This is a genomic window from Arenibacter flavimaris, assembly GCF_030291335.1.
In the GTDB taxonomy this organism is placed as follows: Bacteria; Bacteroidota; Bacteroidia; order Flavobacteriales; family Flavobacteriaceae; genus Arenibacter.
The window spans coordinates 51,928-74,321 of record NZ_JASWIM010000002.1 but is presented as its reverse complement, the minus strand read 5'-3'; the positions used below and the strand labels follow the sequence as shown (position 1 = coordinate 74,321).

At 41.0% G+C, this 22,394-nt stretch carries 21 protein-coding genes; 13 read left to right on the top strand and 8 right to left on the bottom strand.

From position 1 onward, the window contains the following. Positions 1–3: 3 nt before the first annotated feature. From QSE00_RS02415 to QSE00_RS02405, 3 genes are all read right to left on the bottom strand, one after another. On the bottom strand, positions 4–1,722 hold the full coding sequence (locus QSE00_RS02415) for a GMC family oxidoreductase (RefSeq protein ID WP_286104751.1): 1,719 nt from the start codon (positions 1,720–1,722) through the stop codon (positions 4–6). Positions 1,723–1,939: 217 nt separating this feature from the next. After that, positions 1,940–4,051, bottom strand: coding sequence for a thioredoxin domain-containing protein (locus tag QSE00_RS02410; protein WP_286104750.1), 2,112 nt, complete (start codon positions 4,049–4,051; stop codon positions 1,940–1,942). Positions 4,052–4,139: 88 nt separating this feature from the next. Then, positions 4,140–4,871, bottom strand: coding sequence for a carboxylesterase family protein (locus tag QSE00_RS02405; protein ID WP_110356526.1), 732 nt, complete (start codon positions 4,869–4,871; stop codon positions 4,140–4,142). A gap of 274 nt (positions 4,872–5,145) precedes the next feature. Here QSE00_RS02405 and QSE00_RS02400 point away from each other — a divergent pair, with 274 nt between their 5' ends. After that, positions 5,146–6,168 carry a sugar kinase gene (locus QSE00_RS02400; protein WP_110356525.1) on the top strand — a complete coding sequence of 341 codons (1,023 nt, stop codon included), beginning with the start codon at positions 5,146–5,148 and terminating at the stop codon, positions 6,166–6,168. Between the two features lie 15 nt (positions 6,169–6,183). Further along, positions 6,184–6,852, top strand: coding sequence for a bifunctional 4-hydroxy-2-oxoglutarate aldolase/2-dehydro-3-deoxy-phosphogluconate aldolase (locus QSE00_RS02395; RefSeq protein WP_110356524.1), 669 nt, complete (start codon positions 6,184–6,186; stop codon positions 6,850–6,852). 124 nt (positions 6,853–6,976) lie between these two features. On the opposite strand, the gene uxuA is transcribed toward QSE00_RS02395, so the two are convergent. Further along, positions 6,977–8,152, bottom strand: a complete 1,176-nt coding sequence (gene uxuA / locus QSE00_RS02390; RefSeq protein ID WP_286104857.1) for a mannonate dehydratase — start codon at positions 8,150–8,152, stop codon at positions 6,977–6,979. Between the two features lie 278 nt (positions 8,153–8,430). Between uxuA and nagB the strand changes: the two genes are divergently transcribed. Continuing rightward, a complete protein-coding gene (gene nagB, locus QSE00_RS02385) occupies positions 8,431–10,359 on the top strand; it encodes a glucosamine-6-phosphate deaminase (protein ID WP_110356522.1) in 1,929 nt (642 codons plus the stop codon). A gap of 67 nt (positions 10,360–10,426) precedes the next feature. On the opposite strand, the gene QSE00_RS02380 is transcribed toward nagB, so the two are convergent. The 3 genes from QSE00_RS02380 to QSE00_RS02370 form a co-directional block, all read right to left on the bottom strand. Beyond that, on the bottom strand, positions 10,427–11,290 hold the full coding sequence (locus tag QSE00_RS02380; RefSeq protein WP_110357365.1) for a hypothetical protein: 864 nt from the start codon (positions 11,288–11,290) through the stop codon (positions 10,427–10,429). A gap of 14 nt (positions 11,291–11,304) precedes the next feature. Next, complete coding sequence (locus QSE00_RS02375) at positions 11,305–13,368, bottom strand: TonB-copper family protein (RefSeq protein WP_286104749.1); 2,064 nt, start codon at positions 13,366–13,368, stop codon at positions 11,305–11,307. A 91-nt stretch (positions 13,369–13,459) separates the two neighbouring features. Further along, positions 13,460–13,834: a hypothetical protein gene (locus QSE00_RS02370; protein WP_146216346.1), complete on the bottom strand. Its 375-nt coding sequence runs from the start codon at positions 13,832–13,834 to the stop codon at positions 13,460–13,462. Positions 13,835–14,055: 221 nt separating this feature from the next. On the opposite strand from QSE00_RS02370, the gene QSE00_RS02365 reads away from it, so the two are divergent. The 10 genes from QSE00_RS02365 to QSE00_RS02320 all read left to right on the top strand — a co-directional run bounded on the left by QSE00_RS02365 (position 14,056) and on the right by QSE00_RS02320 (position 21,152). After that, positions 14,056–15,387, top strand: a complete 1,332-nt coding sequence (locus QSE00_RS02365; protein ID WP_110357367.1) for a cytochrome ubiquinol oxidase subunit I — start codon at positions 14,056–14,058, stop codon at positions 15,385–15,387. A 2-nt stretch (positions 15,388–15,389) separates the two neighbouring features. Beyond that, complete coding sequence (gene cydB, locus QSE00_RS02360; RefSeq protein WP_286104748.1) at positions 15,390–16,466, top strand: cytochrome d ubiquinol oxidase subunit II; 1,077 nt, start codon at positions 15,390–15,392, stop codon at positions 16,464–16,466. A gap of 112 nt (positions 16,467–16,578) precedes the next feature. Further along, on the top strand, positions 16,579–17,013 hold the full coding sequence (locus tag QSE00_RS02355) for an RrF2 family transcriptional regulator (RefSeq protein WP_286104747.1): 435 nt from the start codon (positions 16,579–16,581) through the stop codon (positions 17,011–17,013). Between the two features lie 101 nt (positions 17,014–17,114). After that, positions 17,115–18,077, top strand: coding sequence for a tryptophan 2,3-dioxygenase family protein (locus tag QSE00_RS02350; RefSeq protein WP_286104746.1), 963 nt, complete (start codon positions 17,115–17,117; stop codon positions 18,075–18,077). Further along, complete coding sequence (locus QSE00_RS02345) at positions 18,031–18,327, top strand: cupin domain-containing protein (protein ID WP_286104745.1); 297 nt, start codon at positions 18,031–18,033, stop codon at positions 18,325–18,327. The genes QSE00_RS02350 and QSE00_RS02345 overlap by 47 nt, the downstream gene beginning before the upstream one ends. A gap of 5 nt (positions 18,328–18,332) precedes the next feature. Beyond that, positions 18,333–19,058: an iron-sulfur cluster repair di-iron protein gene (ric, locus tag QSE00_RS02340; RefSeq protein WP_286104744.1), complete on the top strand. Its 726-nt coding sequence runs from the start codon at positions 18,333–18,335 to the stop codon at positions 19,056–19,058. 191 nt (positions 19,059–19,249) lie between these two features. Further along, a complete protein-coding gene (locus QSE00_RS02335; protein WP_110357373.1) occupies positions 19,250–19,711 on the top strand; it encodes a hemerythrin domain-containing protein in 462 nt (153 codons plus the stop codon). 17 nt (positions 19,712–19,728) lie between these two features. Further along, positions 19,729–20,013, top strand: coding sequence for a hypothetical protein (locus tag QSE00_RS02330; RefSeq protein ID WP_110357374.1), 285 nt, complete (start codon positions 19,729–19,731; stop codon positions 20,011–20,013). A gap of 264 nt (positions 20,014–20,277) precedes the next feature. Then, entirely contained in the window at positions 20,278–20,619 is a 342-nt protein-coding gene (locus QSE00_RS02325) for a 2Fe-2S iron-sulfur cluster-binding protein (RefSeq protein WP_110357375.1), read from the top strand. A gap of 134 nt (positions 20,620–20,753) precedes the next feature. After that, positions 20,754–21,152, top strand: coding sequence for a group III truncated hemoglobin (locus tag QSE00_RS02320; protein WP_375334791.1), 399 nt, complete (start codon positions 20,754–20,756; stop codon positions 21,150–21,152). Here the strand turns inward: QSE00_RS02320 and QSE00_RS02315 are convergent. Next, on the bottom strand, positions 21,149–22,369 hold the full coding sequence (locus QSE00_RS02315) for a hypothetical protein (protein ID WP_286104742.1): 1,221 nt from the start codon (positions 22,367–22,369) through the stop codon (positions 21,149–21,151). The genes QSE00_RS02320 and QSE00_RS02315 overlap by 4 nt on opposite strands. Positions 22,370–22,394 lie beyond the last annotated feature (25 nt).

The following is a 22,394-nucleotide window of genomic DNA, read 5'->3' as shown; positions in this document are numbered from 1 at the left end:
ATACTAGATATTTTGTTTTTTCAATTGCTCAATTATATAATCGGACGTTCTCCAGGCCAGGGCCAGGATGGTCCAAGTAGGGTTCTTATCCGCTTGGGAAACAAAGGGTCCTGCATCAACTATAAAAACATTATCCACATCGTGCATTTGTTCCCACTTATTTACAACAGAAGTTCTAGGGTTATCGCCCATCCTTGTGGTACCTACTTCGTGGATTATTTCTCCTGGGTTAAGCAACCCGTAATCCCGATCCTTTCCTGCCGGTTTCCCTATGACCTGTCCGCCCATGTTGTGGATTATTTCCGCAAAGGTTTCTTGCATGTGCTTGGCTTGTAAACGTTCGTGATCGGACCACTGATAGTTAAAGCGCAATACTGGAATACCAAATTCATCCACCTTTCCCGGGTCAATCTCACAATAGTTGCTTTCCATGGCTATAGATTCGCCACGTCCTGCAAAACCGATCATTGCTCCGTAATATTTCTTTACATCCTCCCTAAGGACATTGCCATAGCCACCTACTTTTTCGCCAAAGAACTCATTCATGGCATTGGGATTAAAGCCGAAACCGTAGCTTGGCATCCCCATTCCACCCCATATTTCTATATGATAACCTCTGGCGAAATCGAGCTTCTTATTGTCCAGCCACCAAGGGGTATATACATGCATCCCTCCAACACCATCTTCGTTGTACGTCTTTCTATTCATCAGTTCTGGGACAAATCCGGTCATTCCTCCCCCAGTGGAGTCGTGAAGGTACTTCCCTACCACTCCGCTACTGTTTCCAAGTCCAGCAGGGTGTTGCTTGCTTTTGGAATTTAAAAGGATTCTTGCAGTACTACAGGCCGATGCGGCAAGCACAACAATTTTCCCCTTTAATCCATATTCCTTACGATCCTCCTTGTTCACATAAAGCACTCCGGTGGCCTTACCTTCCTCATTAGTAGTTACCTCCCGTACCATTGCGTTCACAAAAAGGTCTATTTGGCCTCCGTTTTTTTGAGCAGGGAAAATTAAGCAGCTCCCCGACGAAAAATCGGCATATATCTGACAAGACCTACTGCATTGTCCACAATAAAAACAGACCCCGCGATCGTTGTTGATCTTTTTTGTCACCATGGACATCCTTGAGGGGATGACCGGTATATTGGATTTCTTGGCCCCATCTATATAATAAAGCTCATGCAATCTAGGTTTTGGAGCAGGAAGAAAAAACCCGTCCGGCTCGTTTTCCAAACCTTCTTTGGATCCAAAAACACCAATTAACTTGTCTACCTTATCGTAATACGGTTTTACATCTTCATAGCCAATAGGCCAGTTTTCCCCAAGACCATCAATATCCTTGTGTTTAAAATCCCGTTGACTGAAACGCAAGGAGATACGTCCCCAGTGATTTGTTCTACCCCCTAACATACGCGACCTAAACCACGAAAATTTTGACCCATTTTTTTGGGTATAGGGTTCCCCATCAATTTCCCAACCACCATAAGCTGCATCAAATTCCCCAAAGGCCCTTGTGGTACTGGCACCTCTACGCGGTGATTCATAAGGCCATTTTAACTGTGTGATCTGTTCAGGGTTCTTAGGATCAAAAAATGGACCCGCTTCCACCACGGCCACTTTTAGTCCGGCCTCTGACAATACTTTTGTTGCCATACCTCCACCGGCACCCGATCCAACTATGATTACGTCATAAATAGTTGAAGATTCTTTTATCTGCATACTTTGAAGAATTAATTTTGGGGTTCAAGATAAGTTTAAAAAAAGTTTAAATTAAAATTTTTTGACCGAACAACCTGAAAATTCATGTAATTTGACACAAATCCATGGATAACCGACAAAATATTAATGGCATTGTTATTACAAAAATTATGGAGCCATAATTTATTTCCAGACTATCTTAATGATATCCTTTCCTTTATTAAAGGGGAACATATCCTTAAAAATTCTTCAATTGCTCCAAAGCTTCCTCTGCGGTAGACACTGGAAGTTTGCACGTATGGTCCTGACAAACATAGATATACGTGCCGTCGTCCGCGTAACGCCCTTTAAACAAAGGTAATTCACTGTTTTTATCACTGCCAACAATTAAGGTATTTGGCAAATTATGTTGCTGTAGTTGGGACAATAATATCTTGGCATCATCGCCAACAACCGCAATTTCATAAAAAGGATAGGCTGTTTTCAGCAAGAGGGAGTTCCATTTGGAATAATTATAGGCATTTTCCTCCAAGGCAGAAATCATGGAAGAAAGCATGGACCGCGCTTTGAGTGTGGCTACCTTATTGTAATCTATATGTCCCAGAAGAAACAAATTCTCCGCCATCATAGCGTTTGGCGATGGCAATACCCCATCATCGGTTTTAATTATTTTGGCAATTAATTCGTCATTGGAGTTAAAACTGTACATCCCGGATTCTTCATCTGCAAATTTGTCCTGTGCAATTTGATTGAGTTTTTTTGCAAAGTCCAAATAGGAAGGGGACATTGTTGTACTGTAGAGTTTTAGAGAGGCATTGGCCAAAAAGGAAAAATCCTCCAAAAATCCATCGCTTTTTTTACTGCCCTTTTTGTAAGTATGGATCAACTGATCTTTGTCCAGACTATTCTTTTCAATAAAACGGAACACCCCCTCGGCTTTTTCCAAATAGGCCGCATCCTTAAAAACATTATAGGCATCCACAAATCCATTGATCAGCAAGGCGTTCCATGAGGTAATGATCTTGTCATCGGTATTGGGCCTGACCCTTTTGTTCCTGGCAGTCAATATTTTCTTTTGCCAGCGCTCCTGGTAAACCGCCCATTCTTCCAAAGAAATGTCATGTTCCTTTATAAATTCGTCATCACCTGAAGTCCTAAAAAGCACATAGGCATCATTTTCCCAGATATTGGAACGCTTTATATTGTAATATTTGGCAAAAATTTCAAAATCGGCCCCTAAAACAGACCTTAACTCCTCTTCTTTCCAAACATAAAATTTACCTTCCTCCCCTTCGCTATCGGCATCAATGGCCGCATAATAACCGCCATCCTGGTTTTTCATTTCCCTATCCAAAAAAGCAATGGTTTCTTCCACAACTTTCCTATACATCGGTTCTCCATATACCTTATATGCCTTGGAGTAAAGGCTCAATAATTGGGCATTGTCATAAAGCATTTTCTCAAAATGCGGCACCTTCCATTGCGCATCGGTACTATATCTATAGAATCCGCCAGCTATATGATCGTAGACGCCTCCCCAAGCAATCCTATCCAATGTAGTCTTAACAAAATCCATGGCATCCCGATCCTCTGTTAAAACGGCATAATCCAACAAAAAATCCAGATTCACAGGGATCATGAATTTTTGTGATCCTTTATTTCCTCCCCATTTTAGGTCCCAGTTATCCTTCCATTTATCAACACTATTTTTAAGGACCTCCGGCGTCAACATGCCCAAGTCCGAGACCGGCTGTATAATATTTACTTCCTGTATACCTTGGGCCACCATATCGGCATACTCATTGGCTTTCTTGGGGTCATCCTTATAGAGCTTGCTAACTTCAGACAAGACCTTGCTCCATTGTTCCTTGGTATGGTAAGTACCCCCATAAATAGGTTTTCCATTGGGTAGGGTAATAACGTTCAAAGGCCAACCTCCATTCCCTTTAATAAGTTGCAGGGCAGTCATATAAACATGATCCACATCTGGTCTCTCCTCCCTATCTACCTTGATATTAATAAAGTTTTCATTCATCAATTTGGCCACTTCCTCATCTTCAAAAGTCTCTTCTTCCATTACGTGGCACCAATGACAGGAAGAATAACCAACACTTACCAATACCAACTTATCCTCTTTTTTAGCTTCTTCCAAGGCACTTGGACTCCAAGGCCGCCAGTTTACCGGATTATGGGCATGCTGTAATAAATATGGACTAGTTTCATGAATGAGGTCATTGGTATATTTATGGTCGCTTTTCTGCCCTTTTATATCGGAACAGGAAAATAGGATCATTGCCAACAATAAAAATAGATTACAAAAAGAAAGCCTAAGGCACATATTACGGGTCATAAAATGCAAATATTGTTCAGGCTTGAAAAATACAACAATTGCATACAATTATCCCAGAATTAAACAAAGTTCTACACCCATGAAACTGTTAATTTTCAACAGCCCCTCCTTTTTTCTGTGCCAAAAACCAATCGTAAAGCCCATTATTCGCATAGGTCCTGTCCCAGGCATTATGACCTACCCCTTTGTAAATGGTCAAATCCACATGGTATCCCATTTCCTTTAATTTAGCAACCATTTCGATGGATTCAGATATGGGGATCGACTTGTCCTGGTCGCCATGAAAGACCCGGATGGGCATATTTTTGTTTATCCATGAGGCATAAGGAACCGGAGTCATTCCACAAACCACGGCCAAAGCGGCAAATTTATCCGGATATTGGACCGCCATTTCCCAGGCTGCACCCCCTCCTCTACTGAGGCCGGTAAGGTATATTCTATTCTCGTCCACTTTATTGGTAGCAATAATACTATCCAAAAGTTGATGTACGGCCCTGGTGTTCCACCACATTTTTTCTTCCGGATTCTGTGGGGCCAAGATTAGAAAAGGGAATTTCTTGCCCCCGGCAATAAGTTTTGGAGGCCCATTTCCCTTTACGGATTTTAAATTTCCCCCGGATTCACCCCCGCCATGCAAAAAAAGCAATAGGGGGAATTTTTCCTCCGAATTTACCTCATAATTCTCTGGGTAATAAAGATAGTACCTCAAGGTTTCGGAAGTAACAACCTCCATTTCGGAGTTGATCAGTTCAGGAGAGGATTGGGAAGCACAGCCTTCAAAAATAAACAGGCAGCAAAAAGCTAAAGCTATTGTTTTCATTGGTTCTATAATAATGTATAATTTAGGAATTCCTATATTTTTTCAAGGTCATATCCCAGTAATATTTCAGTTATCGATCAGCATTCCAAGTTGGTAGGAAATTCGCAAATTGATGCATTTTTCTTTAACCAGCCCCCTGTTTATACTTTTATTTAACATTCAAGATCAATCCTTAAACAAAAAATAGTATAATAGTTATAAATACCTAAATGTATTTTCTTTTCGGGTTTTCGTTTTACTTTGGTACATTTATCGAGCAAACAAAAAAATTAGTATGAAGAAAGTCATCACTTTCGGGGAGATCCTATTAAGACTGTCTACCGAAAGACACCTTCGGTTTTCACAGGCCACCAATTTTAACGCCACTTATGGAGGCGGTGAGTTTAACGTAGCAGTATCCTTGGCCAATTATGGTTTTGATGCCGAATTCGTTACCCGTTTGCCTAAGAACGATATAGGCGAATGTGCCCTACAGGAAATCAGAAAGCACAATGTGGGCACCACCAATATTCAGTTTGGAGGAGACCGACTGGGCATTTATTTTTTGGAAACAGGTGCCGGTACCCGTGGAAGTAAGGTAGTATACGACAGGGCCAATAGTGCCATCGCCGAAATGGAACCAAACACCATAGACTGGAAAACAGTATTTAAGGATGCCAATTGGTTTCACTGGAGCGGGGTAACCCCTGCCATTTCCAATAATGCGGCTGCCGTTTGCTTGGAAGCTGTCAAAGCTGCCAGTGAAATGGGAATCACTATTTCATCCGATTTAAATTATCGATCCAAACTGTGGAAATACGGAAAAGAACCAAAAGAGATTATGCCTGAACTCTTAAAGTACAGCAATGTAATCTTAGGGGATTTGGATACGGCCTTTTTTATGACAGGGCAAGAAAAACAAGATCCGGACTATCAGGATATGGACTCTTTACCCGAACTGTACGACCTTCTTTACAAAGGCTCCCCGAACCTAAAATATGTGGCCACCACCTTGCGTTATTCAGTAAATGCTTCCCACCAGAAAATTGGCGGTATCTTATATGATGGCAAAAAAATACATTATGCTAAAATAAGGGAGGTAACCCCTGTCGTAGACCGGGTAGGAAGTGGCGATGCCTTTATGGGAGGCCTAATATATGGCCTCCTACAGGACAAAATAGACAATCAACAAACCATCGACTTTGCCGCGGCCGCCTGCTGTATTAAGCATACGATTACGGGCGATTTCAACTTGGCCACCCTTGAAGAAATTGAGCAATTGGCAGGAGGAAATTCCTCTGGGAAAGTAAGCAGATAAAACAAGAATATCCATATGTCACAATTTTCTAGAATTGAAGTAGCTGCATTGATGAAAGAAACGGGACTTGTACCCCTGTTCTATCATCCGGATGTGGAATTAGGAAAAAAAATATTAAAAGCATGTTACAACGGCGGTGCAAGATTAATAGAGTTCACCGCGCGTGGGGATTTCGCCCACGAAGTATTTGCTGAACTCCAAAAATACGTCATTAAGGAATTACCGGAAATGGCCGTTGGGGTAGGATCTGTTACCGATGCAGCAGCAGCTTCCCTTTATATGCAAATGGGTGCCAATTTTATTGTAACCCCCTCCTTACGCGAAGATATTGCCATGGTCTGTAATAGAAGAAAAGTATTATGGAGCCCTGGATGTGGGTCTTTGACAGAAATTAACAAAGCCGAGGAATTAGGCTGTGAAATTATTAAATTATTCCCTGGAGCCAATTTCGGACCAGATTTTGTAAAAGCCATTAAAGGACCTCAACCATGGACCAGTGTGATGCCGACAGGCGGTGTAACCTTGGAAGAATCCAATTTAAAAGGTTGGTTCAATGCAGGGGTTACCTGTGTAGGCATGGGTTCCAATCTAATTAGCAAAACAGTGGTGGAAAACAGGGATTACAGTGCCCTGGAGAAATCGGTAAGGGAAACATTGGCTCTTATCAAAAGAATTCGGAACTAGTAAAAGCATCCATCGTCTGCCTACCTAGTTCGGTATTGTAAAAGAAAAACCTCTGATTTCTGGTAATCAGAGGTTTTTTTTAGATTTCTACATATTGTTTTCCCTAGAGAGGAAGGTCTATTTGTTATAGGGATCTCCTTATTCCCAATTCCAGCCCCCTTAACTCTGCTAGGCCCCTAAGTCTTCCTATAGCAGAATAACCTGGGTTGGTTTTCTTCCTAAGGTCATCCAACATTTTATGGCCATGATCCGGACGCATGGGCATTCGAAGATCTTTTCTTCCTGCAGCACTCCTCTTTAGCTGTTCTTCCACCAGGGCTTTTAGCACCCCATACATATCTACATCCCCGGCCAAATGATCGGCCTCGTGAAAATTACCTTTTTCATCTCGCTGCGTACTCCTCAGGTGCATAAAGTGTATACGATGCCCCAAGCGCTTCACCATACCCACCAAATCATTGTCCGCTCTAACTCCAAAGGATCCGGTACAAAAGGTGAGACCGTTGTTGGGACTATCCACCGCCTTATAGAGATCAAGAATATCCTGCTCCGTACTAACTACCCTTGGTAATCCCAAGATTGGATAAGGTGGATCATCTGGATGTATGCACATACGTACCCCTGCTTTTTCGGCAATTGGAATTATACTTTCCAGAAAGGAGAACAGGTGCTTCTTAAGTTCCTTGGCTCCAATATGGTCATAGGTTGCCAAAATCTGATTGAACTCCTTTAAACTATATCCTTCTTCCGCCCCAGGAAGTCCGGCTATTATATTCTTGACCAATTTTTTTTGATCCTTCTCCGACGTTTTTTCCAAATATTCCCTGGCCGCTTTCTGCTCTTCCGGGGTATAGGACTTTTCAGCACCTGGGCGCTTCAATAAGAAAAGTTCAAAAGCCGCAAAGGCGTCCTTTTCAAACCTCAAAGCCGTGGACCCGTCCTCCAACTCATAATCGAGGTTGGTACGTGTCCAATCCAATACGGGCATAAAATTGTAACAAATAGTATCAATCCCACATGATCCCAGATTGCCAATGGTTGTCTTATAATTTTCCACATACTTCTGGAAACCGCCCTGTTGTGTCTTAATACTTTCATGGATGGGAACACTTTCCACCACAGACCAGGTCAGGCCCACCGCTTCTATCTCCGATTTTCTCTTTTTAATTTCATCCACAGGCCAAATTTCCCCATTTGGAATATGATGCAGTGCCGTAACCACCCCTGTGGCCCCGGACTGTTTAATATCCAATAATGACACAGGATCTTTAGGTCCGTACCATCTCCATGTATTTTCCAAAGTTAAACTCATTAATACTATTTTTATAAATAAAGCATTACCCCGTAGGCAGCAATGCAACTAAATTATTTTAAACCAGCTGTTCTGTCAACTAAATAATTTACCAAGATATTAATTTTAAAAGTATTGCACCGACCATTTTGGGAAAGATTAAAAAAGTATCACAAAATATATTTTATTCTTAAACTTGATTAAAATTCCTTATCTTATTTAGGCATTTAAATACTTTGTACTACTTTTATCGATTCAACCAAAAATGAACAAAAATTTAGCTCTCCATGATTAAAAGTAAAATCGACAAGGTTACCAGTTTTGAAAAACGGTTTGAAAAAATCAACACGGTCATCTTCGAGTCTTCCGAGGTTGCATCCAAGGCAGCGGCAGCTGAAATAGCGACATTGATCAAGAAAAAACAGAAAGCCAAGGAGATGTGCGTCCTTGGACTCGCTACTGGTTCCACTCCAAAAAGGATGTACGCCGAACTCGTACGATTGCACAAGGAAGAAAACCTCAGTTTCAAAAATGTGATAGCCTTCAACTTGGATGAATATTACCCAATGGAACCGGACGCCATACAAAGTTATGTGCGTTTTATGAAGGAATTGCTCTTTAACCATGTGGACATAGAACCTGGGAATTATCACATACCCGATGGAACATTGGCAAAAAAGGATATTGCCGATTATTGTAAGGAGTATGAAGCCAAAATAGACGCTTTGGGCGGGATAGACCTTCAAGTCTTAGGTATTGGTGGCAATGGGCATATTGGTTTCAACGAATCAGGTTCCCTTCCCAATTCCAAAACCAGGCTGGTTACCCTGGACCATATTACAAGGGTTGCCGCGAGTAAAGATTTTCAAGGCTTATACAATACTCCCAAAACGGCCATAACGCTGGGAATAAAGCAAATAATGCAGGCCAAGCAAGTTATCCTTATGGCATGGGGAGAAGGGAAATCCTCAATCATTAAGGCTTCTGCCGAGGGTCCTATAACCGAACAGGTACCGGCATCCTATCTACAGGAGCATCCAAATAGTGTGTTTATCCTTGACAAAGGTTCCTCCTCAAAACTTACCAGAATAAGTACCCCCTGGATTGTTGAGAAAGTGGAATGGGATGAAAAAATGATCAAGAAGGCCGTTGTGGGTCTTGCCTTAAGATTGGAGAAACCGGTATTGATGTTAACAGAGGCCGACTATATAGAAAACGGTATGAGCGATTTGTTGACCGAAGTCGGGGATGCCTACGATATTAACATCAGGATTTTCAACAAACTACAACACACCATTACCGGTTGGCCAGGAGGTAAACCCCACGCCGATGACAGCAATAGACCGGAAAGAGCAAATCCGGCAAAAAAACGCGTACTTATTTTTAGTCCGCACCCAGATGATGACATCATTAGTATGGGGGGTACGTTCATGCGCCTGCAAAACCAGGGCCATGAGGTACATGTGGCTTATCAGACTTCCGGGAATATAGCGGTAGCAGATGACGAAGCCTTGAGATTCTCGGATTTCGTGATAGATTACAACCGTTCCTTTGGACTGGACAATAGAAAATCCATTGAGATATACAAAAAGGCTACAGAGTTCATCAAGAACAAAAAAACCAGTGAAATAGATATCGAAGAGGTAAGAAACATCAAAGGTCTTATCCGCAGAAGTGAGGCCAGGGCAACGAGTTATTACGTTGGACTTACGGACGAGCAGATACACTTTAACGATCTGCCCTTCTATGAAACCGGTACTATTGAAAAGAATCCTCCAGGAGAGGAAGATATTAAAATCACCATGGATTTGATCGAAAAAATTAAACCACACCAAATATATGCTGCAGGTGATTTGGCAGATCCACATGGCACCCACAAGGTGTGTTTGGACATTGTTTTTGAGGCTCTAAAAAGACTTAAGCCCAAACCCTATATGAAGGATTGTTGGGTATGGTTGTACCGAGGAGCTTGGCAAGAATGGGATATAGAGGATATTGAAATGGCCGTCCCTATGAGTCCGAGTCAGGTTTTGGCCAAGCGCTATGGAATTTTCAAGCACCAATCCCAAAAAGACGGAGTGGTATTCCAAGGTTCGGATACCCGGGAATTCTGGCAACGTGCAGAGGACAGGAACAAGGAAACGGCTACCAAATACGATGAATTGGGCTTGGCGCATTACGCTGCCATGGAAGCTTTTGTCCGCTACAAATTTTAAGGAAAAATAATTCACAAACAAAAAGGCTGCCTCATTGGGCAGCCTTTTTTATATGATAAAATACTATCTAGAATTCCAATTCAAAGTATAAACTACTTGCCTCGTTTTCTTCGGTAATATCTTCCCCTTTTAACACCTCTCCAGTACTGTTCAACAGTTTTAGATTTAATTTCCAATACCCTGTCATGGTCAAGGACAACTTACCCTTATAGGATTTGGAAGCCGCATCATAGGTTAAATCCTCATTGTTGGGGGAACTGTGGTTACCCATACCTGGCATTCGCGGATCAAGTGCTACCGAATAGTTTTCCACATGGGAAAAGCTCATCATACTGTCCATTTTATAAAGCAGGGCCTCTATATCGTTAACGGCAACTTCAGGATCGGTCGGTTCAACCATGGCCAAGACATACCTCGTTTCATCACTACCCATAAAAGAAGAAACCGTTTGCTTGCCATCACTTGGTGCTGTAACATCTATGGTTTCCGTTACCGAAAATTCCTGTCCCGCTACCGTGTAGGTGAAAGTTATGTCCCAGAATTCATCTGCATTACCAGGCATCTGGAATACAATATACCCTTTGGCCACCGTGTCATAATCATCCGTAATGTTTAGTTCGGATATTGGACAGGAATGGTTCATGCTCATCATATGCATTACGGGCAACCAGGTAATTTCCGGATTGGCATAATAAGTATCATCGGCAGTATTCTTTATACGTACAAAAAGTTCATTGTACCCAGTTGTAAAGCCGGTTTTTTCTTCGGAATACAGCTCCAAACTATGGCCATTGGCCGTAATATTTGTTACTAAATTAAATTCTGCCAAAGGATCAATTTCGTTTTTAGGTGAATCGTCCCCATCTGATGAACAGGATGACAGCCCTATGGCGGCTATAAATGTTATTAGACCTAGTTTTATTGTTTTCATAAGTTTATTTTTATTTAATTAATTGAATAAGAAAGTGTTAAAAAGAAGTTTCGCCCCATACGCGGAATGTTTTTCCAATCGGTATAGGTGGAGTAGTTTTCATCAAAAATATTCTCAACCCCGAACTTCGCGTACATGGAATCGTTGTTAAAATTAAAGGTCTTCCCAAAGGTCAAGGAACACACCGTATAGGCCTTTGTTTGATCTTCCCCGAATTCCGGGTTATAGTTCACTTGTTTTCCTGCACCGGTAACCCTTAGGGCTGCCGAGAACGACCTATTGTCAAATTGAAACCCTGAGCGGTAGGAAAATGGACTTATAAAGGGTATGTTTCCCCCATTATTGTCGGTACCACGATGATAGGAAATCAACCCGGACCATTTCAGTTCTGGCAGAATGGCGTATTCCAAATCCAAGGATGTGTTGAACAAATTGGCATACTCCAGGTTCTTGTAGATCTTTACCCCTTCCGCTCCTATGGTCATCACACTCAGGGAAGGATCAATTTCCCCAATGATATAATCGGCGATATGGAAATAATTGGCCTCGGCACTTAGCTTTAGCTTGGATTTTTCCCAAGAGATCTTGGCATTGGCCTCCATGGACTTTTCATTGGCAAGTTCCGGATCCCCAATATAATCATGGTTATCGAAGCTGTTGAACAAATAAAACCCATAACCTTCGGTTACGGAAGGTGCCCTATCGCCATAGGAAAGTCCCGCATTAAAATGCCATGGCATCCACATTTTATGCCATTGCCCAGAAATACTTTTTAGGAATCGCGTTTTGGATTTCTCCATCTCCGGATAAAAAATCTTTAGACTATTCAATCCAAACTCGTCTGCAACATTTTGGTTCTGAACGGTCATCCTGGTCGCTATTTTAAGAAAACTACCATTTAGGTCCAGTTCATCTTCCGCATAGATTCCGCCATTCGCAGTACGAACATCGGGCCAAGTAAGCATAAACATGGGCAATTCATTAGGGTCATTGGGGTACATTGTCATTTCTGCCAATGATTTGTTGTAATACCCATCTACCTTAAATAACAATTGATGTTTTTTGGCCTGTAGTGCTGCTTGGGTATAAAATCCATAAGTATCGCTCCAACCCGGCATATCCATGTGGATGGGTACATCTGGCCTTTTGGTATCGTCCATGACATGGGTTACCTTATTAAAATACAACTTGGATTTCCAATTACGTAAACTGCCCCATAAGGTATTCTGTTCAAAACCCACCGATGCAATAATGGCCCTTGCCAAGGAAACATCCATAGTCAGTGCCGGATAACCTACATCCCTTGCTTCATCGTAAATAAGACTCGCGGTCAGGGCTTGATCTTCGGCAATTTTATAACCCCCATTGGCCGAAAAATTATATTTTTCAAACTGGGAGAAATCCACTTCCTGATCGCCCCCTGCAAAATAATTTTCCGCTTTGCGATAAATAATATCCGTATCCACATAGAAATTGGGATTCGAATAATTAAGTTCTGCCCCAACAACCCCCATTTGGTTGTTGCTCTCAAAACCTGTCTCCACTCCACCATAAAGGCCCGTATCCTTAAAATTACCACGATCCAGCTCCAAATTAATGGCTCCACCGATGGTATTTCCATGTTCGGTACCTTGCTGACCGGACGCTATATGCGCCTGCGATAGGTTGGACACATCCACATAGGAGGTAACTGGATCCATTTTATCGGTACATGCCCCAAAGATCTTCATTCCGTCAATAGTTACCGAAAGACGTTCCGAAAACATATTGTTCAAAGTTGGTTCCCAGGCATATGCTCCCCGTTTCACCATATCTACTTTTTTAGAGGATTCCAGATACTCGTCCAAAGTGGAAAGGGGTTTGGGCTGCCGATGGTAATCCAAAGCCTTTCTGGCCGAAATTAGGATTACTTCGTCCAAATTAATGGTTATGACCGAATCCCTTTGCAAAACCAATTCCTGCGCGCCAATGTCTATGGGGAAAATACAAATCCCCAATAACAAAACCCAATAATTAATAGGTCTGCCAGTTTCCATAAGTATTAGGTATACCTTATGGACACATTTAAAAATGTTCATTTGATTTATTTAGATAATACAATTCCTTTAAGACGCCATAAGCCTTGTAGAGGTATTGGACCGAGCCCAATTCCCTATGGCGATGATTGAATTATCCCAGCTCTGGTGGCTGTGCAATATCTGTAGTATATAGAGCGGGAATTAAAGTTTGGATTCCCTTATAATTATTTTGTACTGTAAAATCGTATTCATTGACCGATCCAAGAACGAATAAAGGGTCGAACGGAGAATTGTACTGTATTTCAAAATTGAACCGTTTGCCCTCAAACGGGTTTTTATCGCTTCCCTCCGATTCTTTGGCCAATTGTTTGGCCAAGTAACATTTACCATCACAATGTAAGGAAGGGGTAGCCCTATTTTCGCAAAGATTCTCAACAATATAATCGTAATTTACTGCATATTCCGCTAAAGGCCATAGTGGCTTTATCAGCATAATTATCGCAACAAATAGGACTAAATGTTTCATTATCAATTTTTAAATTAAGGCAGGCTCCATGATAAAAGACGGCCATATTTAAAATACAGGACAAATATAATACATATTGAATAGATATAAAGATGACAATTGTCAGGTAATGCACCTATTTGTTTTTATTCAATTTAAATAAGCAATAATGTAACCTGTGTTACCCAATTTCATTTTTAGTTGTTTAATTTTAAACTTAAATTAAACCTTAAGTTTTTTTCATGGAGGATATGCTCTTTTATGATAGAATGCAATTTGCCTTTACTATCACCTTCCACTATTTGTTTCCACAACTTACCATGGGTCTTTCCCTGATCATTGTCTATTTTAAATGGAAATTTCTTAGAACCCAAGTAGGCCATTACAATGATGCCGCCAAATTTTGGATGCGGATCTTCGCGCTTAATTTTGCCATGGGGGTCGTTACCGGAATACCAATGGAATTTCAATTTGGGACCAATTGGGCCAAATTTTCCGAATTGACCGGGGGAATCATTGGGCAGACCTTGGCCATGGAAGGGATGTTCTCTTTTTTCCTGGAATCCTCCTTTTTGGGGCTATTTTTGTTCGGTGAGAAATTATTGGGGCACAAATTACATTTTGTAACAGGTTTCTTGGTGTTTCTGGGTTCCTGGGCCAGTGGCTTTTTAATTATTGCCACCCATTCCTGGATGCAGCATCCGGTAGGATATGAAATATTGAGCAATGGCAAATTTGTATTGAATAATTTTACTGCCCTATTTTCAAACCCTTGGCTTTTACCCTCCTATTTGCACAATCAATTGGCCAGTTTGGTTACCGCATCTTTTGTAATGGCTTCCATTGGGGCCTTTTATATTTTGAACAACAGACATAGTAGCTTCGGTAAGTTATTTGTTAAAACCGGGGTCGTCTTCGGGCTTGTGTCCTCGGTATTGGTAGCCTTTCCTACGGGAGATTGGGCAGCGAAAAATGTGGTGGAGCATCAGCCGGTTACCTTCGCTGCCATGGAAGGGCTATTTGAAACCCAGGACGGGGGGTCGGAAATTGTATTGATCGGGCAACCCAATGTGGTTGATAAAAAATTGGACAATAAAATTGCGGTCCCCAATATATTGAGTTTTTTAACCTACAAAAAATGGGATGCGGAAGTGAAAGGATTAAATGAATTTGAACCGGAAAACTATCCCACCAATATTCCGGGCCTATATTACGCCTATCACATAATGGTAGGACTGGGTACCCTATTCATAGCGCTAATGGCGGCGGGAGCCATTCAGTTATGGCGTAAAAAATTATACGCCACCAAGTGGATTTTGTGGTCCCTGCTGTTCTTCCTTCCCTTTCCCTATATTGCCAATACCACCGGATGGTATACCGCAGAATTGGGGAGACAGCCCTGGTTGGTATATAACCTATTGCGCACTTCGGAAGGAATTTCCCCAACAGTATCCTCTGGAAATACATTGTTCACCTTATTGGGATTTATTGGATTATATCTATTGTTGGGGATGCTATTTTTGATATTGGTAGGTAAAATTATAAATAAAGGACCTGTAACTACTGAAGCTTAATTATGGAAATATTCTGGTATATAGTTTTAATGAGTATGTTGGCCATTTATGTCGTCTTGGATGGTTATGATTTTGGAGCGGGAATAGTACATCTATTTTTCGCAAAAAAAGAAAAGGACAAGAAAGCCATTACCAATGCCATTGGCCCTTTTTGGGATGCCAACGAGGTCTGGCTCATCGCCTCCGGAGGTGTTCTTTTCTTTGCCTTCCCTACCTTATATGCCTCTTCCTTTAGTGGGTTTTACCTACCGTTGATCATGATTCTTTGGTTGCTGATCTTCAGGGCCATTGGACTTGAACTACGGGGTCAAATACACCACCGATTATGGGAGACCGTATGGGACAAGGCTTTTGGAATTGCCAGCTTTCTATTGGCCCTTTTCTTTGGCATAGCCTTGGGCAATGTTGTACGGGGCGTAAATTTGGGAATGGTAGAAAATGGCGTCTCCGCCCACGAAGCCCACTATTTTTTTCTCCCCTTATGGAATCCTACTTTTAGTCCAACGGCTGCACATTTAGGAATTATTGATTGGTTTACCATTTTACTGGGTCTGGTGGGAGTGGTCACCCTAACCATCCATGGTGCCAATTGGGTTATCTACAAGACCAATTCGGACCTCAACGACAAATTGAGGACCGTTATCTTTCGGCTCAATTTTGTCCTGTTGGCGTTGGTAATCCTCTCCCTTGTGGTATGGCACGTTATAGCGCCCAAGCCTTTCCTCAATTTTATTGAAACGCCATGGCTATGGATTTTTCCTATATTGACCCTTATAGGTCTAGTTGGACTCTTTTGGGTAAAGGCCTTTAAAAAGGACGGAATAGGATTTATATTCTCCTCCTTGTTCATTCTGGGCGGCTTTGCCTCTACCGCGGCATCTATTTTTCCCAAGCTTCTGCCGTCTACCAATTCTATAAATCCATCCTTGACAGTTTACAATGTAGCGGCAGATGAATACGGACTTTCGGTGGGAATAAATTGGTTTATAATTGCCTTTATACTGTTAATAGCCTATGTATTTATTCAATATAGGGTATTTAAGGGCAAAATGGATGATATTGGGTACGGGGAGCATTGACATCCAAAACCCTATGCCCCACACTAAAAAATGGTGCCAAATTTTATTTAAGATAAATTTGTCCGAAATAAGAATAAGAATTATATTTGTATTGATTTAATATAGCATTAATATGTTTTCAAAGGCTTGCGAATACGGAATAAAAGCTACTATATACATAGCCGTAAAATCTATGAGACACACGCGTGTAAGCCTTAAAGAGATTGCGGAAGAGGTAAATTCTCCGGTAGCATTTACCGCAAAAATATTGCAATCCTTGGCTAAAAGTGGAATTATTGATTCCCATAAGGGCCCAATAGGTGGCTTTGAAATCGAGGAATCGAAAATAGACACTATTAAATTACACGATATTGTACATGCCATAGATGGCGACAATATATTCGTTGGCTGTGGTCTGGGTCTGAAACAATGTGATGCCACACAACCTTGTCCTGTACATGATAAATTTGTAGGCATCAGGGAGAATCTAAAAATGATGCTGCAAAATACAAGCCTGTACGAATTGGCTACAGGACTGGATATAGGTCTAACCCACTTAAAAAGATAAAAATTTACCACAATAAACGATAAAAAGGTATTAAACTCCTTATATAAATTATGAACGAAACAGCTTATCTATAAAATCATAAAATCCATAACAACACTTACATGTTAAACATCACCGATAAACTTGTTGAAAAATACCGATCCCTTGGAGAAAATCCAGACACCTATCTGGAGGGCCTTCTTCACGCAAAACCTATCACATATTGGGATTATGTAGAGGTGGAAACCCTGCTTTCGCTGCAAAGACCACGGACCAATTTTAAAGATGAGTCCATTTTTATCATGTACCACCAAGTAACAGAATTGTACCTTAAAATGATGCTGCATGAATTACAGCAGATAGTGGATGAAAAAGGGCCTACTACGGCCTATTTAATCAATAAAGTGGACCGACTTAACCATTACACTTCCATGCTGATCAATTCCTTTGATATTATGAAGGTAGGAATGGACTATGAAGATTACAATACCTTTCGTAAAACCCTAACCCCTGCGAGTGGTTTTCAATCCGCACAATTCCGGTTTATTGAATTGCATTGTACTTCCTTGGTAAACCTAACTGGCCATAGATATAAAAAAGAAGGCTCCAACAATCCAAATTTGGAGGAATGTTTTGAACATATTTATTGGAAAGATGCCGGAACGGACCCCAGAACCGGCAAAAAAAGTTTGACACTTCAACTTTTTGAGGAGAAATACCTACCAGCCTTGGCGCAAACCGCCAAAACCGTAGCGGGCAATACCTTGGAAGACAAAATGGACCAACTGCCCTATGTTCCAGATGCATTGAGAAACAGACTTCGCACCTTTGATAAATTATACAATATAGATTGGCCCATGGTTCATTTGAGCACCGCCGAATACTATTTGGACAAAAAAGGTGAAAACAAGCAGGCTACTGGTGGTTCGGATTGGAAAAAATACCTCCATCCAAAATATCAGCAACGCAAATTCTTTCCAAGTCTATGGACAGAAACGGAAAAACAAAATTGGGGAATTAACCATAAAAATGAACATTATGCAAGTACTGAACACACCACAGTTGACGCATCTACAAGTAGGTGAAAAGCTCAAAATACTGCAAATTGAGGCCTTGAAGGATATGGGTATGCCCGAGCACAACAGTTCGCACGAAGCGGTCATTGTTGTTCAAGAGGGTAAAGCCATTCTTAAAACCGAGTATAAGGAGTACGTCTTAAAGAAAGGGTCCACTATGCTGGTTCCGGCAGGATTGGAACATAGCCTTACCGTATTGAAGGATTTTAAAGCGGTTGCCATAATGGCAACAGATTCAATTATAAATTTCAAAAAATAATTACTATGGAAAATTTAATGACCAAAAATATTGGTGAAATAGTTGCAGAAAACTACCGTACGGCACAAGTATTCAAAAATCACAAAATAGATTTTTGCTGCAAGGGAAACCGGAGTATTGTAGAAGTGGCCGAAAAATATAAACTGGACGCCACTCTCCTTTTACAGGAAATTGAAACGGTGCAGCACCAAACCAATGAAAACAATATCGATTTTAAAACTTGGCCCCTGGATCTATTGGCAGACTATATAGAGAAAAAACACCATAGATATGTGGAGGCACAAATTCCGATACTAAATCAATATCTGGCCAAACTATGCCGAGTCCATGGAGACCGACATCCAGAACTTTATGAAATTACGGAACATTTCAACAAATGCGCAGGAGAACTGGCCATGCATATGAAAAAAGAGGAACTGATCGTCTTCCCTGCCGTACGTAAAATGGTTCAGAACAAACAATACGGCCAAGCCCCTGCTGAACAGCATTTTGGCACCATACAAAATCCAATTCAAATGATGATGCAGGAACATGAGAACGAAGGGGACCGATTTAGGCTCATAGAAGAGTTGAGCAATAATTATAACCCACCTGCCGATGCCTGCAACACCTATAGAGTAACCTTTTCCCTTCTAAAGGAGTTTGAAGAGGATTTACACAGGCATATCCATTTGGAAAATAATATTCTCTTTCCAAAGGCCATTGCCTTGGAAAAAGAATTACGCGCTTAAAGCTTACCAAAAAAACAACTGTAACCAAATCCCCCAGCGGCCCAATTTTATAACCATTAAGGTGTGGCACATTATCTTAAAAATCCCCCTCGCTGCACCTTATTGGCCATAAAAACCGAGGCCTCTCCTGTACAGGAACACCCACAGGGTGACCTTAAAATTTGAGCTTAACCATACTAAAACATCTTGATATGAAAGTTAAACCTATAAAAAGACACAAAGCTATACAACCTTTGAGCAGGGAACACCATCAAGGTTTATTGTTGTCATGGAAAATTAGGACCGGTCTCTCCAAAGGAGTATCCACAAAACGTATAAAGACTTACGTTGATTGGTTTTATACCACCTATTTGGCTCCCCATTTTGAAGAGGAGGAAAAACACCTTTTCCCTATTCTCGGAAAAGACAACGCAATGGTAAAAAAAGCAGTGGCACAACACAGAAGACTGGATCGCCTTTTCAAAAGCACCACTGAATTAAATAAGTCCTTAAACCGTATAGAGGAAGAATTGGAACAACATATCAGATTTGAGGAACGGGTACTGTTCAATGAAATTCAGAAGATGGCTACCGAACAACAATTGCAATTTATTTTAGAACATCATATCGAAACCAAATTTTCGGAAAATACCACCGATAGCTTTTGGGAATAACAATAAAAATGACGATTATGAGACTTTACAATCAACTATTAAACGAATTTAAAAGGGAACAAACAGGCTATTCAACCATTGCCATTATTGGTCAAAGCTGTATTGGATCTGTTGCGGCCATGGTAGTCCTAATGCACCACATACCTGCAGCACTAAAATTTACCTTGCTTTTTCTGGTTACTATTTTATGTATGGCCTATAATGGTGCCGTTTTGGCCAGATTAAGTGCCAAAACCACTTTTAACCTTTTAATCTTTAGCGTCCTTTTCAGCATTTTTACCATTGTAGGGGTCCTAATTTAACATGGATTGGATGGAATACCAGGCGATATGTAGTAAGTGATCAAAAATATGGTTCCCAGATCGGTCCGATCTGCCCATAGACCATCAGGACAGAAGAGTTGGATATGGTAAATGATAGTCCATTATTGGCATTATATAGTAAACTACCTCGGGGCAAGCCCGCGAGGCATTCGTAGGAAACGAACTTTAATTTTCGAGGCAAGCCTCGGGGTATTATACCCTTTGGCGGTGCCAATAAATTGAACCCACGATAATTCAAATTACATGAAACCCGAACCCTACACTTTTACTTATATTGACGAATTTGGGGACAGTAATACCGCTATTTGTAGCCTAAACGAATACCATAGCCTTATGGAACTTCTATTTGATAAATATTTGCAGGAATGGGGAGATTGCAAAGGCAGGGCCTGGTGCGGAACATGTCATATACAAATTCTTCAAGGTGCTCTAAGTTCAAAAATAGAGGGCGATGAAAAACAGACCTTATCCCAACTGGAGGATGCCTCCTCCCTAAGTAGATTGGCATGTCAAATTCCAGTTAATGGGGACCTACATAATTTGGTTTTTAAAATAGTTACGGACAATGATTTCGGTTTAAAGTGATCCTAAAACGTGAAGGCAAAAGATATAGTTGGGCCTGTAGAATTCCAAACAAGTATTCTAAACGCCCAAACATTGCAAAATATAGGTTCAACGGACTACCTTTACAGTATTCCCTGAGCCATTAAATTTAAATTATGTTGTTAAAATCGGAGATTAAGGAGAGAGAGGACGTGAACCTATTAGTGGTTAGTTTTTACACCAAGATTAGGGAGCACCAAATATTGGGGCCTATTTTTAATGGCATAATCAAGGACTGGGACAGCCACTTGGAATTATTGACCGATTTTTGGGAGAGTCAATTATTGCTAAAGCGAAAATATATAGGTAATCCAATTGCCGTTCATCAGGAGGTAGACAAGAAAATGAACCATACAATTACTCCTGAACATTTTGGACTTTGGCTAAACGAATGGTTTGCCACCATTGATGAGCTTTTTGAAGGGGACGTTGCGTGGATAGCCAAAAATAGGGCCCAAAAAATGTCCACCATGTTATATATGAACATCTATCAACACAGAACCAAGGACCATTAAACTTTTGCCTTAACACCATTGCCTTTGGAAGAATGCCCTAGGAGCACTAATACGGCCAATGGGATCAATATACTGGTACCTGCCAGAAATTTTGAATAATCTTCCCCTAAGGGCCAACCCATCCATGCAGCCATTCCCCTATAAAATATAAGGATTTCGGTAAGCAGAAAGCCTAACAGGTACAATGCACTGGCCGTTTTGGACAGTCTTATCAACCCAAAAAATTCCAAAAAGAATAACAGTCCCATGCTAATGACACCCAAAAAGGTCCAATGTAAATAACCAATAGTAAAATCCAGAATCGTTGCGGCCAAATTTGCAAAGTAGGGCCAAGCGGTGAGCCATTGTAACATCATTTTAACCAACAATAGGAAAGCCACCAACTTTAAAACATTCAACCGAAATGGGGAAAGTGCCGATTTCAATACCACTTTATTTACAAGGCAGATATTTAACAGTATGCCAAAGCCCATCAGCTGCAATGCAGCGCCCAAACCTCCCAAAAGATAATAAATCATTGGAGGTCCCGTCCATAAGGTAGACAGAAAAAAACTCAGAATAATTCCCAGAACCGTGGTCAGGAAAAAGTACCTAAAAGTCTTTTGGGAAATATTAATTTGAAGTTGTTCCAATAAATAAAAAAAGAGTCCTAAAAGCGCCAATACCATCCAACCGTTATACTGAAAATGTAAATAGAAATAAATGGCCAGTCGGTACCATATGGATTCCGGTCCTAAAACCGTCATAATGGCACCTAAGGACCAAGGGCCAATACTGGAGCCTACCATGAACCAGAGGGCATATTTTACACAGCTATAGGCCTTTGTGCCCTTAAAGGGCAAAGGAACATATTTTATAAAAAAAGCGGAAAACCAATAGGAGGCCAGCAGAAATAAAGTGGAGAATATTATAGAAAATAGGGCATACCCTTGAAAGGGAAAGGACAATAGCATCCCCAACAAACAAATCTGTGTAAACCAAAAAATTCTTCGGTACTTCCTATCCAAAACCCCTTTGTCCAAAAAGAGATGGTTCAACAAGGTGGTAAGCGCAATATACACCCAGCCCAAAAGTGCTATATGGGAATGTGTATGCACCATAAACCTATAATTGATCGGCATTGTGGCCACAACAAACGTCCGCAATAACACGCCCAATAAGGCAGCCAATAAAAAATAGCCTAGGGATACTTTAATATGGGTTCTGCTAGCAATCACGCAATATCATGGAATTGAGTCAAAG

What these genes read in the sequence shown, in the direction of transcription:
- QSE00_RS02365 (WP_110357367.1), top strand. Translation starts at nt 14,056, where the DNA reads ATGGAGGATATGCTCTTTTATGATAGAATGCAATTTGCCTTTACTATC.
- QSE00_RS02320 (WP_375334791.1), top strand. Translation starts at nt 20,754, where the DNA reads ATGTTGTTAAAATCGGAGATTAAGGAGAGAGAGGACGTGAACCTATTA.
- QSE00_RS02325 (WP_110357375.1), top strand. Translation starts at nt 20,278, where the DNA reads ATGAAACCCGAACCCTACACTTTTACTTATATTGACGAATTTGGGGAC.
- QSE00_RS02345 (WP_286104745.1), top strand. Translation starts at nt 18,031, where the DNA reads ATGCAAGTACTGAACACACCACAGTTGACGCATCTACAAGTAGGTGAA.
- ric (WP_286104744.1), top strand. Translation starts at nt 18,333, where the DNA reads ATGGAAAATTTAATGACCAAAAATATTGGTGAAATAGTTGCAGAAAAC.
- QSE00_RS02370 (WP_146216346.1), bottom strand. Translation starts at nt 13,834, where the DNA reads ATGAAACATTTAGTCCTATTTGTTGCGATAATTATGCTGATAAAGCCA.
- QSE00_RS02380 (WP_110357365.1), bottom strand. Translation starts at nt 11,290, where the DNA reads ATGAAAACAATAAAACTAGGTCTAATAACATTTATAGCCGCCATAGGG.
- cydB (WP_286104748.1), top strand. Translation starts at nt 15,390, where the DNA reads ATGGAAATATTCTGGTATATAGTTTTAATGAGTATGTTGGCCATTTAT.
- QSE00_RS02405 (WP_110356526.1), bottom strand. Translation starts at nt 4,871, where the DNA reads ATGAAAACAATAGCTTTAGCTTTTTGCTGCCTGTTTATTTTTGAAGGC.
- QSE00_RS02410 (WP_286104750.1), bottom strand. Translation starts at nt 4,051, where the DNA reads ATGACCCGTAATATGTGCCTTAGGCTTTCTTTTTGTAATCTATTTTTA.
- QSE00_RS02375 (WP_286104749.1), bottom strand. Translation starts at nt 13,368, where the DNA reads ATGAACATTTTTAAATGTGTCCATAAGGTATACCTAATACTTATGGAA.
- QSE00_RS02350 (WP_286104746.1), top strand. Translation starts at nt 17,115, where the DNA reads ATGTTAAACATCACCGATAAACTTGTTGAAAAATACCGATCCCTTGGA.
- QSE00_RS02400 (WP_110356525.1), top strand. Translation starts at nt 5,146, where the DNA reads ATGAAGAAAGTCATCACTTTCGGGGAGATCCTATTAAGACTGTCTACC.
- QSE00_RS02395 (WP_110356524.1), top strand. Translation starts at nt 6,184, where the DNA reads ATGTCACAATTTTCTAGAATTGAAGTAGCTGCATTGATGAAAGAAACG.
- QSE00_RS02330 (WP_110357374.1), top strand. Translation starts at nt 19,729, where the DNA reads ATGAGACTTTACAATCAACTATTAAACGAATTTAAAAGGGAACAAACA.
- QSE00_RS02335 (WP_110357373.1), top strand. Translation starts at nt 19,250, where the DNA reads ATGAAAGTTAAACCTATAAAAAGACACAAAGCTATACAACCTTTGAGC.
- QSE00_RS02415 (WP_286104751.1), bottom strand. Translation starts at nt 1,722, where the DNA reads ATGCAGATAAAAGAATCTTCAACTATTTATGACGTAATCATAGTTGGA.
- QSE00_RS02355 (WP_286104747.1), top strand. Translation starts at nt 16,579, where the DNA reads ATGTTTTCAAAGGCTTGCGAATACGGAATAAAAGCTACTATATACATA.
- nagB (WP_110356522.1), top strand. Translation starts at nt 8,431, where the DNA reads ATGATTAAAAGTAAAATCGACAAGGTTACCAGTTTTGAAAAACGGTTT.